General features: G+C 39.8%; 11 protein-coding genes. 9 read left to right on the top strand and 2 right to left on the bottom strand.

Annotation, left to right across the window (positions count from 1 at the left end; genetic code table 11):
- Positions 1 to 53: 53 nt before the first annotated feature.
- From ACJVDK_RS01635 to ACJVDK_RS01595, 9 genes are all read left to right on the top strand, one after another.
- On the top strand, positions 54 to 2471 hold the full coding sequence (locus tag ACJVDK_RS01635) for a heavy metal translocating P-type ATPase (RefSeq protein ID WP_065719290.1): 2418 nt from the start codon (positions 54 to 56) through the stop codon (positions 2469 to 2471).
- Between the two features lie 101 nt (positions 2472 to 2572).
- The gene (locus tag ACJVDK_RS01630) at positions 2573 to 2797 is read left to right on the top strand and encodes a heavy-metal-associated domain-containing protein (RefSeq protein ID WP_443938571.1); all 225 of its coding nucleotides are present in this window, start codon (positions 2573 to 2575) and stop codon (positions 2795 to 2797) included.
- Positions 2798 to 2996: 199 nt separating this feature from the next.
- Positions 2997 to 3377 (top strand): hypothetical protein, encoded by a 381-nt coding sequence (locus ACJVDK_RS01625; RefSeq protein WP_154286807.1) that lies wholly within the window; start codon positions 2997 to 2999, stop codon positions 3375 to 3377.
- Positions 3378 to 3470: 93 nt separating this feature from the next.
- On the top strand, positions 3471 to 4349 hold the full coding sequence (locus ACJVDK_RS01620; RefSeq protein ID WP_138731303.1) for a DUF3347 domain-containing protein: 879 nt from the start codon (positions 3471 to 3473) through the stop codon (positions 4347 to 4349).
- A 19-nt stretch (positions 4350 to 4368) separates the two neighbouring features.
- Positions 4369 to 4890, top strand: a complete 522-nt coding sequence (locus ACJVDK_RS01615; protein ID WP_443938570.1) for a DUF305 domain-containing protein — start codon at positions 4369 to 4371, stop codon at positions 4888 to 4890.
- A 39-nt stretch (positions 4891 to 4929) separates the two neighbouring features.
- The gene (locus ACJVDK_RS01610; RefSeq protein WP_065719295.1) at positions 4930 to 5592 is read left to right on the top strand and encodes a DUF3347 domain-containing protein; all 663 of its coding nucleotides are present in this window, start codon (positions 4930 to 4932) and stop codon (positions 5590 to 5592) included.
- 1 nt (position 5593) lies between these two features.
- Positions 5594 to 6043: a heme-binding domain-containing protein gene (locus ACJVDK_RS01605; RefSeq protein ID WP_065719296.1), complete on the top strand. Its 450-nt coding sequence runs from the start codon at positions 5594 to 5596 to the stop codon at positions 6041 to 6043.
- A 22-nt stretch (positions 6044 to 6065) separates the two neighbouring features.
- Entirely contained in the window at positions 6066 to 8336 is a 2271-nt protein-coding gene (locus tag ACJVDK_RS01600) for a multicopper oxidase family protein (RefSeq protein WP_132776683.1), read from the top strand.
- 77 nt (positions 8337 to 8413) lie between these two features.
- Entirely contained in the window at positions 8414 to 9232 is an 819-nt protein-coding gene (locus ACJVDK_RS01595; RefSeq protein ID WP_154286808.1) for an RteC domain-containing protein, read from the top strand.
- Positions 9233 to 9241: 9 nt separating this feature from the next.
- Here the strand turns inward: ACJVDK_RS01595 and ACJVDK_RS01590 are convergent, their stop codons facing one another.
- Together ACJVDK_RS01590 and ACJVDK_RS01585 are read right to left on the bottom strand one after the other, a co-directional pair.
- A complete protein-coding gene (locus ACJVDK_RS01590; RefSeq protein WP_443938569.1) occupies positions 9242 to 14671 on the bottom strand; it encodes an N-6 DNA methylase in 5430 nt (1809 codons plus the stop codon).
- Positions 14658 to 15095 (bottom strand): DUF1896 domain-containing protein, encoded by a 438-nt coding sequence (locus ACJVDK_RS01585; protein WP_034867795.1) that lies wholly within the window; start codon positions 15093 to 15095, stop codon positions 14658 to 14660. The genes ACJVDK_RS01590 and ACJVDK_RS01585 overlap by 14 nt, the downstream gene beginning before the upstream one ends.
- Between the last annotated feature and the right edge of the window lie 108 nt (positions 15096 to 15203).

Here is a 15203-nt window from a genome sequence, read left to right as displayed (position 1 = left end):
AATTCCCATCCATATTATCGCCAATTTTGTATTGTTAATTAAAGCAAGCGAAAATGGCAACAAATAAAAATAAAGAAATCATCTATCTTCCGTTGGAAGATGTAGAAAGCGAGCATTGTGCATTAATCGTTGAAAAAGGATTGGCACAGGTAAAAGGCATAGAAACCCACAAAGTAGAACTGAATAACCGCAGGGCAGCCATTACAGTAAATAATACAGAAGTTGTAGGCGAAGCGGTAAAAGTAATTAAAGATTTGGGTTATGGCGTTTCTACTGTAAAAAACACCTTTCCTGTTTTGGGTATGACCTGTGCTTCTTGTGCGGGCAGTGCTGAAAGCATCGTTAAATACGAACCAGGTGTAGTAAACGCTTCTGTAAACTTTGCCACGGGAAATCTTACCGTTGAGTATCTTCCCAATATGACCGATGCTGCCAAACTGAAAAAAGCAGTTCAGTCCATCGGTTACGATTTGTTGATTGAAGATGAAACCAATCAGCAGGAAACATTAGAAGCCATCCACACTCAAAAATTTCAAAAACTAAAAACTAAAACCATTTGGGCGGTTATACTTTCTCTTCCGGTAGTAGTGATAGGTATGTTTTTTATGGATATGCCTTATGCCAACGAAATTATGTGGTCATTTTCTACACCTGTTGTATTGTGGTTGGGCAGGGATTTTTTTATCAATGCATGGAAGCAGACAAAACACCGTTCAGCCAATATGGATACATTGGTAGCATTGAGTACAGGTATCGCCTATCTGTTCAGTGTATTCAATATGTTGTTTGCCGACTTTTGGCATCAAAGAGGATTACACGCCCACGTATATTTTGAAGCAGCGGCGGTTATTATTGCATTCATCCTGTTAGGGAAACTGTTGGAAGAAAAAGCCAAAGGCAATACCTCTTCAGCTATTAAAAAGTTAATGGGGTTGCAGCCGAAAACTGTCATCGTGATACAAGCGGATGGAACAGAAAAACAGACCGCTATTGAAGAAGTAAATGCAGACGATGTTATTCTTGTAAAGCCGGGCGAAAAAATTGCGGTGGACGGTATGGTAACTTCGGGTAGTTCCTACGTTGATGAAAGTATGTTGAGCGGAGAACCTGTACCTGTATTGAAAAACGAAAACGAAAAAGTATTTGCAGGAACTATTAACCAAAAAGGAAGTTTCCAGTTTAAAGCGGTTAAAGTAGGAAAAGAAACAATGCTTGCCCATATCATCAAAATGGTGCAGGACGCACAAGGAAGCAAAGCACCTGTACAGAAATTGGTAGATAAGATTGCTGGTATCTTTGTTCCGGTTGTGATAGGGATTGCCATTCTCACATTTATCCTATGGTTTGTTTTAGGAGGCGATAACGGAATTGTTCAGGGGCTATTGGCAGCCGTTACGGTATTGGTTATTGCCTGTCCTTGTGCTTTGGGATTGGCTACACCTACGGCTATAATGGTTGGCGTTGGCAAAGGTGCTGAAAAAGGTATTTTGATAAAAGATGCCGAAAGTTTGGAATTAGCGAAAAAAGTTGATGCCATTATTTTAGATAAAACAGGAACAATTACAGAGGGAAAACCAGAGGTAACAGGCGTTCAATGGCTGAATAATGATGATGCGACCAAAGACATTTTATTAAGCATCGAAAAACAATCGGAACACCCATTGGCAGAAGCGGTGGTAAAACACTTAGATGGAGCAACAACCACAACTTTAACACAATTTGACAGTATCACAGGTAAAGGAGCAAAAGCCAATCATAATAACGAAACCTATTTTGTAGGCAATAAAAAACTATTGGCAGAAAACAATATCAGTATTGCGGAACAATTACAAAATCAAGCCGATGAATGGGGCAAACAATCGAAAACTGTTATTTGGTTTGCCGACAGCAAACAGGCACTTTCCGTATTAGCCATATCAGACAAGATTAAAGAAACATCTGTACAGGCTATCAAAGAAATGCAGGATATGGGCATCGACCTGTATATGCTAACCGGAGATAATGAAGCTACTGCCAAAGCCATTGCAGAGCAAACAGGCATTAAGCATTACAAAGCAGAAGTATTGCCACAGCACAAAGCCGATTTTGTAAAAGAGTTACAAAGTAAAGGTAAAGTAGTGGCAATGGTTGGGGACGGTATCAATGACAGTACCGCTTTGGCAACAGCCGATGTGAGTATAGCAATGGGCAAAGGTTCGGACATTGCAATGGACGTCGCCAAAATGACCATCATTTCATCAGACCTGACTAAAATACCGCAGGCAATAAAATTGTCAAAACAAACCGTAGCCACCATTAAGCAAAATCTGTTTTGGGCATTTATTTATAATTTAATAGGTATTCCCATTGCGGCAGGTATTCTCTATCCGATAAACGGTTTCCTATTAAACCCGATGATTGCAGGTGCAGCAATGGCATTGAGTAGCGTGAGCGTAGTAACTAACAGCCTGCGGTTGAAATGGAAAAAGTAAAACAGTAAATCTCACAAATCAAATAAGAAATTCCGCAATAATACAGAATGGTATCGTACCGAAATTTGTATCAATAAATAACATTCTAAAAAAGTAAAAAAATGGAAAATAAAAATCTTCAATTCAAAACAAATATTAATTGTGGCGGATGTGTAGCATCTGTAAAACCGCATTTAGACAATGCTGATAGCATTTGCCATTGGGAAGTGGACACAACTAATAAAGACAAGGTATTGACCGTAAAATCGACGGGAATTACAGAGGAACAAGTTATCGAAACGATACAAAAAGCAGGTTTTAAAATAGAGCCTCTGACTATAAAATAACTTTCTATTTGGGATGCCTATCTAATTATTTTCATTTGAAATATTTGAAGGTAGTAATTAAATAGGTATCCCTTTCAAGGGAACGGAAATCGCTAAAAAACTTATAGAGTGCAGTATATAATTTAGGTTGAAGATTTAAGAAAGTGCAAAATATAGCAGTTAAAAGAAATAATTTCATAATTTTGTAGTGTTGAAAAATTTGAGTAAACATATCAGCTTTGTCATCTTATTGTGTTTGGGCTTTTTCCTAATGCCAAGCATAAGCTATGCTTGTGCAAAAAAAACAGCTAAGACAGAACAAAAAAGTTGCTCAAAAGAAAAATCTGAAAAATCTCAACATAAAGACAGTTGCAAGGACAAGTCCTGTAAAAAATGTAAGGATGGTCACGACTGCGACGGCAATTGTAAACACGGCTCTTGTGGATGTAGTACTTCTTCATCTTCTGTTAGTTTACAAATACCAATAGATTTAAAAATAACAACCCCTTTTGCCGAAACTAAAAAGCAAAAATTCGGGTTTAAACAAGCCAACTATTCTTCGGGCTACTCTTCCATTTGGCAACCGCCTAAAATAAGCTAAAACGGTGGCTTGTTAGCCACAGGTATGTCTTGTCGAAAGCTATTTAGTTTTCGCACAATCTTTGTTTATCTTACTAAATTAAAAATTTTCAAAATGAAATCATTATCAAAAATAGTGATGGTAATTGGCGTATTACTATCATCAGTAAACAGTTTCGCACAAATCAAGAATGCGAAAACAGAAACCGTAAAAATTTACGGCAATTGCGGTATGTGTAAAGCCACTATCGAAAAAGCAGGAAACGTGAATAAGGTAGCCAGTGTAGAATGGAATAAAGATACCAAAATGGCTACGCTCAACTATGATGATAAAAAAACAAATCAGGATGAAATATTGAAACGAATTGCTTTGGCTGGTTACGATAGCGAAAAATTTTTAGCACCTGATGATGTTTATGCTAAACTTCCTGGATGTTGCCAGTACAGCAGAGAATTAAAGCCAGTCGCAAAATCTAATGATGCGGGTATGCATATGAAAAATGAACACGCCAACCATAACCAAAGCGATATGGCTAAAAAAAATACCGCTGAAACGCAAAATGCAACACAACTTAAAGCCGTTTTCGACAATTATTTTTCAGTGAAAGATGCTTTGGTAAAAACTGATGCAGGTACTTCATCGGCAAAAGCTGCCGAATTGGCAAAAGCTATCAAAGCGGTAGAAATGGCAAAACTTTCTACTGACGAACATACAACTTGGATGAAAGTAATGAAAGACTTGACAGTAAATGCCGAAAAAATTTCCACTTCTAAAGATGTTGCAAAACAAAGAGAAACATTCGCTTTGCTTTCCAAGAATATGTACGAATTAGCTAAGGCATCAAAACAAGAAACACCTGTTTACTATCAGCATTGCCCAATGTATAACAATGGTAAAGGTGCAAATTGGTTAAGCAAAGAAGAAGCAGTTAAAAATCCATATTACGGTTCTCAAATGCTTACTTGTGGCAGTGTACAAGAAACTATTAAATAACAAATAAAAAGCAATTGTTATGGAAAGTATGAAAAACCAACACGGAATGCAACATACCCACAAGAGTGAAGAAAATAATTCCAATCATTCTTTGGCAATGTACAAACGCTTTGCTGTAATGGCTGTTGCAATGTTTGTAGCTATGTATTTTATTATGTATGCTATGATTGACGGATTGAATAATCTTATCCCAAACATCAACAATTTATATATGACGCTGCTAATGGTTTCAGCAATGTTGATTATTGAATTATTGATAATGAAAGGAATGTATCAAAACAAAAAAATCAATTGGGCTGTAATTACAGTTACTCTTGCGATTGGTATCTTCTCGTGGTTTGGCATTAGGGAGCAAATAAATGTGGGCGATAAGCAATTTGTAAAAGGGATGATACCGCATCACGCAGCAGCGGTATTAATGTCCGAAAAAGCTAAGCTTACCGATCCCGAATTAATTGAGCTACAAAAAAACATACTCGAAACACAAGCAAAGGAAATCGAATTTATGAAGCGAAAGCTGAAAGAATTTGAAAACAAGTAAACAACAAAAATTTCTTTAATAACATTAAATAGCATTAAAATGAAAAATATATTTTTCTCCATCATCGCATTGGCAACGGTTGCAACAATAACAGTTTCGTGCAATCAGTCTTCCAATAAAAATAGCACCCAACAGGCTAATGATAGCACCGGAGTATCAGAAACTAAGGATTTATCATCAGCGGTACAAAATGATACTGTAGCTACTGTTACTTCAACAGATATGTCTTCTCAGAAAGAGGAAAAGTCCACTGTAAAGGAACAAGCACAAAACTTTACAATCACACCGATAATTAAGGATTATTTGGCTTTGAAAAATGCACTCGTTGCTGATAATGATAAAGCAGCTGCAAATGCTGGAAAACAACTTTTTGCTACTTTAAAGAAGGTGGATATGAAAACCATACCTGCCAGCAAGCATAAGGAGTTTATGGATGTTTTCGAAAATGCTAAGGAAAATGCAGAACACATTGGCGACAATGCTGGTAAAATAGACCACCAGAGAGAGCATTTAGCATCGTTAAGTAAAGACGTTTCCGACCTTATCGCATTGTTTGGAACAACTCAAAAATTATATCAGGACTATTGCCCAATGTACAATGATGGCAAAGGTGCAGTTTGGATTAGCGAAGCTAAAGCAATAAAAAATCCGTATTACGGTAGTCAGATGCTTACCTGCGGTTCTGTAAAAAAAGAATTTTAAAATGAACAGAGTATTAAAGATAATATTAGCAATAGTGCTGTTTATTTTTATTGCAATTCAATTTTATCAGCCTGCCCTTAATGTAGATAAAGGGCAGGTTTACACAACAGATTTTACCCAATTCTATAAAATGCCTGTTCAAGTAAAAGCGATGTTTCAAACCTCTTGCTACGATTGCCATAGCAACAATACCAACTATGTTTGGTACGATTACATACAGCCCGCAAGAGCATTGGTAGAGAGCCATATCAAAAACGCAAAAGAAGATTTGAATTTCAATGAATGGGGTACATACTCAAATAGGAAACAAGAAAGATTATTAAACTCAATCAAAGAACAAATAGAAACGAAGCAAATGCCCCTGTCCTCATATACACTGATGCACAAAGATGCAAAACTGAATGACGAGCAAATCAAAACATTAACCGACTGGCTAAAAGAACAGGAATAAGTTTCATTAATAAAATATCAAAATGAATATACCCATAAATAGTAAAAGGAGATTGTTGCAAGCGGTATTTATACTGCTGTGTTCGCAATCCGTTTTTGCACAAAAAGTAGTGAGATATGAGCTGTATGTAAAAGATACGCTTGTAAACTATGCAGGCAAAGAAAAAAGAGCTATTGCCGTAAATGGACAAATACCAATGCCTACACTTACTTTCACAGAAGGCGATACAGCCGAAATAGTAGTCCATAACCAATTAAAAGAAAGTACCTCGCTCCATTGGCACGGTGTGTTCCTACCTAATAAAGAAGATGGTGTGCCGTGGCTGACACAAAAACCTATTAAGGCAGGTACAACTTATACCTATCGTTTTCCGATTATCCAACACGGAACGCATTGGTATCATTCCCATTCAGGTTTGCAGGAGCAAATTGGAATGTATGGCAGTTTTGTAATGAAAAAACGTAATGACGATAAAACCTTTAGAAAAGGAATTGATGATTTGCCGACCGTACCCATCATTTTAAGCGAATGGACAAACCTAAATCCCGATAACATTAACCGCATGTTGCATAATGCCAATGATTGGGCTGCGATAAAAAAGAACGCTACACAGTCCTACGCGGAAGCAATCAGGGAGGGGCATTTCAAAACCAAATTGACCAACGAATGGAAACGGATGTTGGCAATGGACGTAAGCGATGTGTATTATGACAAAATATTAATCAACGGAAATCATACTACCGATTTAAAAACAGTTGATGGCAAAACACTAAAAGCGGGAGATAAAGTAAGATTAAGAGTGTCAAACGGCGGAGCATCATCCTATTTTTGGTTACGATATGCAGGCGGTAAAATTACAGTAGTAGCCAATGATGGGAATGATGTAGAGCCAGTAGAAGTAGATAGATTAATCATTGCGGTTTCCGAAACTTATGATATAGTGGTAACAATTCCTGACGATGGAGTTGCCTACGAGTTTTTAGCCACAACCGAAGACCGAACACAATCGGCAAGCTATTTTGTAGGCAATGGCGTCAAACAGTTAATATCGCCGCTCCCAAGATTGAAATATTTTGAGGGGATGAAGATGATGAACGATATGATGAAGATGAACGGCGATTTGGATGATATGGGTATGAAAATGAGCCTGAACCAAATGGATATGAATGTGGTAATGTATCCCGAAATTACTGGAGAGGCTAAACCTAAAGAAGACCATAGCGGGCACAATATGAATATGGATAATGACCCCAACCGTTACAATGCAAATGCTTTGGGAGAAATAAAAACACTGAATTATGCAATGTTACAATCTCCTTACAATACAGAACTTCCTAAAGATGCTCCGGTCAAAGAATTGAAGTTTACCCTTACGGGAAATATGAACCGATATGTATGGAGTATGGATAATAAAATACTTTCTGAAACCGATAAAATACCCGTAAAAAAAGGAGAAATTTTACGAATTACCATATATAACAACTCAATGATGCGCCACCCGATGCACCTGCACGGTTTCGATTTCAGGGTAATCAACGGTAAAGGCGAAAAATCACCACTCAAAAATGTTTTGGATATTATGCCGATGGAAACAGATACTATTGAGTTTTTAGCTAATGAAGAAGGAGATTGGTTTTTCCACTGCCACATCCTTTATCATATGATGTCGGGGATGAATAGGGTATTTGCTGTTGACGATTATCAAAATCCATATTTGCCCAACAAAAAACAAGCCTACAATAAATTGCAGAGAGAAAGCAATATGCCGCACTTTATGGCACAGAATGATTTTGCAACCAATGGAAACGATGGCGAAGCAATGTTTCAAAATGCAAGATGGAGTTTAGGTACAGAATGGCGTTTAGGCTACAATGATATGCACGGTTACGAAGTGGAAACGCATTTGGGAAGATATATCGGTAAAATGCAATGGTTTATGCCGTTTATAGGCTTTGACTGGCGCTACCGAAGAATGGGAATAGACGAACAAGAGAAGAACCTGTTCGGGCAAAAGAATGAAAAAGATACACGTAGAGCTTTAAGTTTAGGTTTTATGTACACTTTGCCAATGCTGGTTAATTTTCAGGCAGAAGTATATCACGATGGAATTGTACGATTGTCGTTGATGCGTGAGGATATTCCTATCTCAAAAAGATTAAGAGGTGGTTTTATGGTCAACACCGATAAGGAATTTATGGGAGAGCTTAGGTATATTATCAATAAAAATATAAATCTCCGTACCCATTATGATAGCGATATGGGTTTTGGAGCCGGGCTTGCGTTGACATATTAAAGGGTATTAGCTGGATGATGCCTAAATCTGACAGATTTAGGCATCTCTATTAGTAAACCAAATTTTAAGACTTCAAAATGAACAAATTTTATACAGAAACACTTTATAAGCTGGAAACAGAAATCGACGAATTAGAAATTGAAGCTGATTGCCCAATCCAAAGGATAGAAACCGTTATACATATAATTGTTGAATACTTATCAGAATTAAAAAGGTACGTTCTGAAACGAGGCTTTAAAAACACAGAAGAAGAAATCCAATTTTTCAAACATCAGAAGCCTGCCATTGTTTCAAAACTAATTTATTACAATGCTATTTATAAAATAGAAAGCAAAAAGCCAAATGAAAAAAAGTCTGCAAGAAAATACTTCAATACCGAATTGAAGAAACTCAAAAGATTTTTTGACAATAATCTTGAATTTTATAAATATTACCGCACCAACAATACCTTTATTGATGACCAACTATTTGTGCGGGGAAAGTATGACATTAAGCTAAATTTAGATACCATTTATTTTGAAACGGACCATTCCTTTTCTACCATTGCCGATTACAAAGTAGCTAAGATACTGGCGAACGATTTAATTCAAGTCTATCTCGAAGACCAGCTAAATAATAAACAATATAAAAAAGTAAATAATAAATCTCTTTTGAGCTGGACAGCAAGCAAAACAGCGTTAACCGAATTGATTTATGCACTCCATTCGCAGGGCGCATTTGGCAACACAGATATAATATCCATCACTAAAACATTTGAAAGTACATTTAATATTAATTTAGGCGATTTCTATCATACATTTATGGAACTTAAAGCAAGAAAAATAAACCGTACCAAATTTCTTGACAGCCTAAAAGAAAGCCTGCTTAAAAAAATGGACGAAGAGGACGAAATGTAATAAGCATTCTTATAAGACCCCACGAGGCAAATGAATACCTTTTGTCCGTACAATATTCTCCGAATTGTTTGCCGTTTGCTTTTGTTTCTCGACCTGCTCCGCTGGTTCTTCTTTCGTTTCCGGAGTAATAGACAACTGTATCTTCCGTTCAACGGCAGCCAGTTCCGTTTTGAGTTCACTCAATCGGTTTTCTTTAGACCACGAACCGTTTACCACTTCCTGAAGAACAGGTAAATCTTTTTGTATTTCCGCTATTTTCTTTTTTTCCTGTTCGATATAGCCGGGCAATTTCTCCAGTGCATTAAGGAAGTTCGTAGCAGCCAGCTTTTCATCTTTGGCGATGATACCGTTGTTATAGGTGTATTTGATATTGCCCTCGCCCTGCACCAAAAAACGGTTAACCCGTATATCCACGCCCTCTTTTTCGGACATTTCGGTTTTTACCAAGAGCTGAAACCCGTAAAGGCTTCCTATTTCTTCATAATCTCCGCCTGTACGGGCTTTGTCCGAAAGGTGGTTGAGCTTTGCACCGATTAGTTTTATATCCACATTGGGCGGTAACCCGTCCAACCGTACAGGATTTGCGATTGTGCCATCCGAATGTTTTTGTATGCGTTGCTGTAAGTTTTCCCAGTCAAGGCTCATTCGGTTCAAGCGTGATTGCGTACTATCCAGCAATTCCGTAAAATCTTCCAGCTTATATTTGGCACTGAATTTAGAACGGTTGAACGCCTGTTTTTCACTTTCCAATCCGGCAATCTGTTTTTCTAATTTGGCTTTATCCAAAAGGTCAGTATTTCCCGAAAGGATAGCCACATATTCCGAAAAGTTCATTCCCGATTTTTCGTCCATACTGCCCTCGTCAATGGTACGTTTGCCGAGGTTATTGTTTTTCAATTGGTCTATAAAAAGTTGTTTGTTGTACAACAGGTTGAACTTGTAGCTATCTAATGATTTTTCTACGGCATAGATAATCACATCTACTTTGTTCTCTGCAAAGAACTTGGCAATTTCATTGCCTTTACGAACAGCTCTGCCATCCCTTTGAGCAAGGTCACTTGGTCGCCACGGTGTGTCCAGGTGATGAACCGCAACAGCTCTTTTCTGTGCATTGACACCTGTACCCAACATACTTGTAGAACCGAACAGCACACGGATTTTGCCCTCGTTCATTCCTTTGATAAGTTCCTTGCGTTGCTTATCATTTTTAGCCTCCTGTATAAACCGTACTTCGTGTGCAGGGATGCCGTGGTCTTCCACGAGCTTGCGTTTGATTTCGGAGTACACATTCCATTCGCCCGACTTGTAGGTTCCCAAATCGGAGAAAACGAACTGTGTTCCTTTCTGTGCGTTGTATTGGTTGTAATATTTGGCAATGTTTGCCGCACAATGCGAAGCCTTATTATCGGGGTGGTCATCATACGCACCGCTTACCATACGCATATCGAGCGACATCTTACGGGCGTAGTCCGTAGCGATGAGCATTTTTGCTTTTTCTTCGCTTTGACTTAGCGGAGGTCTGCCCAACAGTTCTGCATTTCCTGTTTTAGCAAACTCCATTAGCTTTTTAATAAAATCTTCCTGGTCGGGAGTAGGCGGTATATTATACAACACCTCGTTCTTGTTAGGGCGGTCAATGCCAATATCTTTTGCCGTTCGGTAATCCGTGATTTCCGAGTAGAATTGGGCAAGCTCCGGTACTTTGATAAAGTAGCGGAAACGTTCTTTTGCCACGATATTATTAGCAACCGAAAACTCGTAATCGGTCGTTTTTCTTGCATAAATGGCTGCCCAGGCATCAAAAGAGTTAATACCCTGTTTTTCCATTGCCCGTGGTCGCAGGTATTTGAACAGCAGGTATAATTCCGTTAATGAGTTGCTGATAGTTGTTCCCGAAAGGAAAGTTGCTCCCATATCCGCATTAATGCGTTCCTGAATGGTACGGATAGCAAAAAGTAGGTTCAATGCCTTTTGGCTGCCGTCCACATTGCCTAATCCGGCAACCCTTGTATGCCGTGTATTGAACATCAGGTTTTTGAATTGGTGGCTTTCGTCCACAAACAAATGGTCAATGCCCATCATCTTAAAATCCACTACATCATCTTTGCGGTTTTCAATATCGTGTTGCAGGGTTTTGAGCTTCACTTCGAGGTTCTCTTTCCGCTTAATTACTCCGGCAAGCATTCCCCTTGTAACTTCCTTGCCTTGCGATTGCAGGGCATCGAGGTTACGCTCTACGCTGTCCAATTCGATTTCGAGTATTTCCTTTTGAATTTCGGGCGACTGCGGTATCATACCAAATTGGTCGTGTGTGAGGATTACACAATCCCAATCGTTGTTTTTAATATCCCCGAAAATTCGCAAGCGTTTTTGGGGCGTAAAATCTTCTTTGCCCGGAAACAGGATTTTAGCGTGTGGATAGGCAGTGCGGTAGGCTTCGGCAATTTCGTGAACATTGCTTTTCAGCCCGATAATCATCGGTTTGTGTGCCAATCCCAAACGTTTCATTTCCTGTGCTGCGGTACACATCACAAGGGTTTTTCCTGCACCTACTTCGTGGTCACAAATTGCCCCGTTGTTCAGCTTTATCATCCAAACGGTGTCCTTTTGGCTTGAATACAGGTCTTCAATGCCCAATGCCTTACGGTCTAATCCCGGAAAGTCCTGATGCGTTCCGTCATAATTTGGTCGGACAAAGCAGTTAAACGTATCGTTGTATTGGTCGGTCAGCCTGTTTTTAAACTCATCGTTTTGAGCGTGGAGCCATTCGGTAAAGGCGGTACGGATTTCGTCAATCTTGGTGTTCGCCATTTGTATGGCTTCCATATCCCGTACTTTGGCCTCTTGGTCGCCAACCTTAATTTTCTTGGTAATATCAGGCGTGGTATTGACAAGGGCGTGTTTGAGCAGGGCAATCCCGTCAAACGTTCTACTTTCAGCTTTGACAGCGTATTTTTCCCATATATGCAAATTCTTACGGTCGCACTTTACTGAAAAGTCATCGGAGCTTTCAGAGTAATGAACCAGTACGTCCGTATCAAAAAGATGTGAAGCAAAACGGGCATAAATGCCTGTGGGTATCCAGCGTTCTCCCAAATTAAAATCGAGTTCCTCAAATTCGATACGCCTTGGTCGGGCTTCTTCTATGACTGTAAGGCTTGCTTTGGCTTCGGCATCATCGGGATTGCGTTCGAGATACGCTTTGACCTCTTGGGCTTTCTCTACTACATTCCCTGCAATCCAGCGTTCGGATATTTCATATTCCTTTTGCAGAGGATTGTAGTAAATACGACCGTGCAATGCTTCTTTCAAAGCATCGTCCGTCATACCGCTGATTTCGGACATATACTCCAAATCCACGCTTCCGTATTTGTTCAGCGAAGCCGCTAACGCTTCTTCGGGATTGTCCGTTGCTATTGTTAAGGTGGAGAAACTTACAGGACGGCTGAATATATCCGCCTTGTGGGTTACGCCACCAACGACACGCTCCAAATAAGGGATTTCCTTGCCGGAGCTATCCGTTTTGATGAGCTTGATATTATCTGCACTGTTGAGATTGCCGTACTTTTTGACAAACGCATCATAAAGGCGGTTAAGGTTTTCCCGTTCTTCCTTGTGTTCGGTCTGAAACTTTGCCTCTTTATTGTAAAGCTCTTGGTAAACATCACGTACAGCAATGTACGCTTCGGCTCTTGCTTTCTGTAAGGTCGGTAAAGCTAAAGGGTGGAAAACTGCCGTACCGTCTGATGTATCTACATCTTGCAGATGACCGACCCAACCATTATCCACAACAAGACAATCGTTACGGTGGTACGATTGCAGTTCGCCACTATAAGGAGCAGGTTCGGGAATAGTATTGGGAACGGCTGGTTGAGCAGCTTGGCCATTCCCGTTTATTCCCGAAAACAGGTCGCCGATGGCTTCTTGTTTTTTACCGTTGGTTGATGTGCTTCCGTTGGTAGTTCTATTGGTAATCGGAGGCGTATAAGGTTGCTGCATCGCACTGAACAAGTCGGTCTGGCGATTTATTGCACCTCTTCTTTTGTTGGTGCTTTGCCTTTTAACTTGTGTCGTTCTTTTGGGTGGAGCAGCAACCATTACAGGCTCGTCCACATTTTCAAACAAGTCGAAAATGCTTAGTTGCTTTAATTCCTGCGGACTTTCCCGATTGATTATAGGAACAGATAAAGGTTGTATTTCCGGCTGAATGGTTACAGGTTCGATAACGGGAGGTGTAACCGTTGGTGTTGGTGTAACAGGAATTTGTATAACAGGCTCATCGTTCCGTTCGCCTTTGTATAAATTCAAATTCAGATGCTCGCCAAAATCTTCGGAAAGCATTTGTTTGAGGTCTTTGGCAATTCCCTCAACGCCGCCTTTATGCGTATAGATGAGTGCAGGTTGTCCGTAAGGGTCGGTATCTAATTTGCGGTCGGTATGCACAATTCTTGTGCTGTCCTGAAAGACCGAATTGCCCGGAGTATTGTATTCTGTTTGCCTGCTTTGGCAAAACAGATCTTCCCTTTCGGTCAGACCTTGTTTTGCCGTATTCTTTTGCAGGATAATCAAATCACTGCCAACTTCTGTACCTGCATAATCTGTAAACAAGTTGTTGGGCAGACGAATAACTGAAACGAGATTGTTATCCTGCATCAACGCCCTGCGTATGGGTTCGTTCTTGGGGCTATTGAGGATACCCTGCGAAGTAACATAAGCCAATATGCCACCATCACGGAGCATATCTGCACCTTTCAGAAAGAAGTAATTGTGTATGCTTCGGGCTGCCTGTACTTTTGCGCTGTCTTTGTTGCGGGAATAGGAAAGGTCGAAAACGGAAGTATCTCCAAACGGTATGTTGCTGGCGATTACATCATAGCTGTTTTGTTCCTTTTCGGGAATTTCCTCAAAGCCACTTACACGGATATTGCTTTCGGGATAAAGCTGCTTTAAAATCTTGCCTGTGAGCAAATCCTTTTCATAGGCGGTAACACTGGCTTTTTGATTTTCTGAAAAGGATTGTACGAATGAGCCGATACCTGCGGAGGGTTCGAGAAATTTATCAATGTTCAGACCGCTATCACGCAAGGTTGCGGAAATAGTATCTATGACCTGTGGCGGTGTATAAAAAGCCGTCAGTACAGAGCTTTTCATACTGTCCACATACCTGCGGTATTGCTTTTCGTCTTCTGAATTTTCTTTGAGCAGTTGGTGGAGTTCCTGCGTAATCGGGAAAAGGTCGTGTTCTGTCTTTCTCCAATTGTTGATGTCTATTTCGTTTGCTATCGGGTTCAACACGAATTTAAGACCGCCAAATCCGCTATAACGCATCATTGACAGTCTTTCGCCTACAGTGGCTTGCCGTTTCTCCTTTTCCAGTTTAAAAGTAATTCGCAGGGCATCAATGTTCTGTTGGAGATGTTGCTTCTTACTGAAGCCCATTTTCTTCTATCCATATTGCGATGGTTCCGGTTATTTCGGTATAGAGTAAATCAAACTCATAACCGTAGGCGAAGTCATCGGTCAGTTCATAGCCGGAGAAAACAGGCTCGCAAACAGGAAACATTTTAAGGGCGAACGGTCGCAGTTCCTCATCTGCCATTATGGTATCAAACTCATTGCATACCACCTGAAAAACGGTATCGAATTTGGAGAAATGCAAGCCCTCAAAAAGTATGTAGTTGGCTATTTCGTTGCATTGCTCAATAGCGTTTCCCGAATGAAAAGCACCCTCGTAGGCATTGGCAGCCCACGAAGAACGTTGTTCAATGAACTTTTGGTCGTTTGCTTTTTCGGGGAAGCTGGTGTTTAATAATTCTTGCAGTCGCAACCTGAAATACGATAGGTCTTTTTGCTGTGTATCCATACTATATTTTGTTTAGAATTTTACTTGAAGCCTAAAATTATAGCAGTAGATAAGCGTCTTTACAGAAGTGGCAGGATTTGGCTTTGAAAGGCAGGATTTGGCGTAATG

This window comes from Pedobacter paludisoli, assembly GCF_052344095.1.
Classification (GTDB): domain Bacteria; phylum Bacteroidota; class Bacteroidia; order Sphingobacteriales; family Sphingobacteriaceae; genus Pedobacter.
The sequence above is the reverse complement of the archived record's forward strand: the minus strand, read 5'-3'. Positions and strand labels throughout refer to the sequence as shown.

What these genes read in the sequence shown, in the direction of transcription:
- ACJVDK_RS01635 (WP_065719290.1), top strand. Translation starts at nt 54, where the DNA reads ATGGCAACAAATAAAAATAAAGAAATCATCTATCTTCCGTTGGAAGAT.
- ACJVDK_RS01630 (WP_443938571.1), top strand. Translation starts at nt 2,573, where the DNA reads ATGGAAAATAAAAATCTTCAATTCAAAACAAATATTAATTGTGGCGGA.
- ACJVDK_RS01620 (WP_138731303.1), top strand. Translation starts at nt 3,471, where the DNA reads ATGAAATCATTATCAAAAATAGTGATGGTAATTGGCGTATTACTATCA.
- ACJVDK_RS01615 (WP_443938570.1), top strand. Translation starts at nt 4,369, where the DNA reads ATGGAAAGTATGAAAAACCAACACGGAATGCAACATACCCACAAGAGT.
- ACJVDK_RS01610 (WP_065719295.1), top strand. Translation starts at nt 4,930, where the DNA reads ATGAAAAATATATTTTTCTCCATCATCGCATTGGCAACGGTTGCAACA.
- ACJVDK_RS01605 (WP_065719296.1), top strand. Translation starts at nt 5,594, where the DNA reads ATGAACAGAGTATTAAAGATAATATTAGCAATAGTGCTGTTTATTTTT.
- ACJVDK_RS01600 (WP_132776683.1), top strand. Translation starts at nt 6,066, where the DNA reads ATGAATATACCCATAAATAGTAAAAGGAGATTGTTGCAAGCGGTATTT.
- ACJVDK_RS01595 (WP_154286808.1), top strand. Translation starts at nt 8,414, where the DNA reads ATGAACAAATTTTATACAGAAACACTTTATAAGCTGGAAACAGAAATC.
- ACJVDK_RS01590 (WP_443938569.1), bottom strand. Translation starts at nt 14,671, where the DNA reads ATGGGCTTCAGTAAGAAGCAACATCTCCAACAGAACATTGATGCCCTG.
- ACJVDK_RS01585 (WP_034867795.1), bottom strand. Translation starts at nt 15,095, where the DNA reads ATGGATACACAGCAAAAAGACCTATCGTATTTCAGGTTGCGACTGCAA.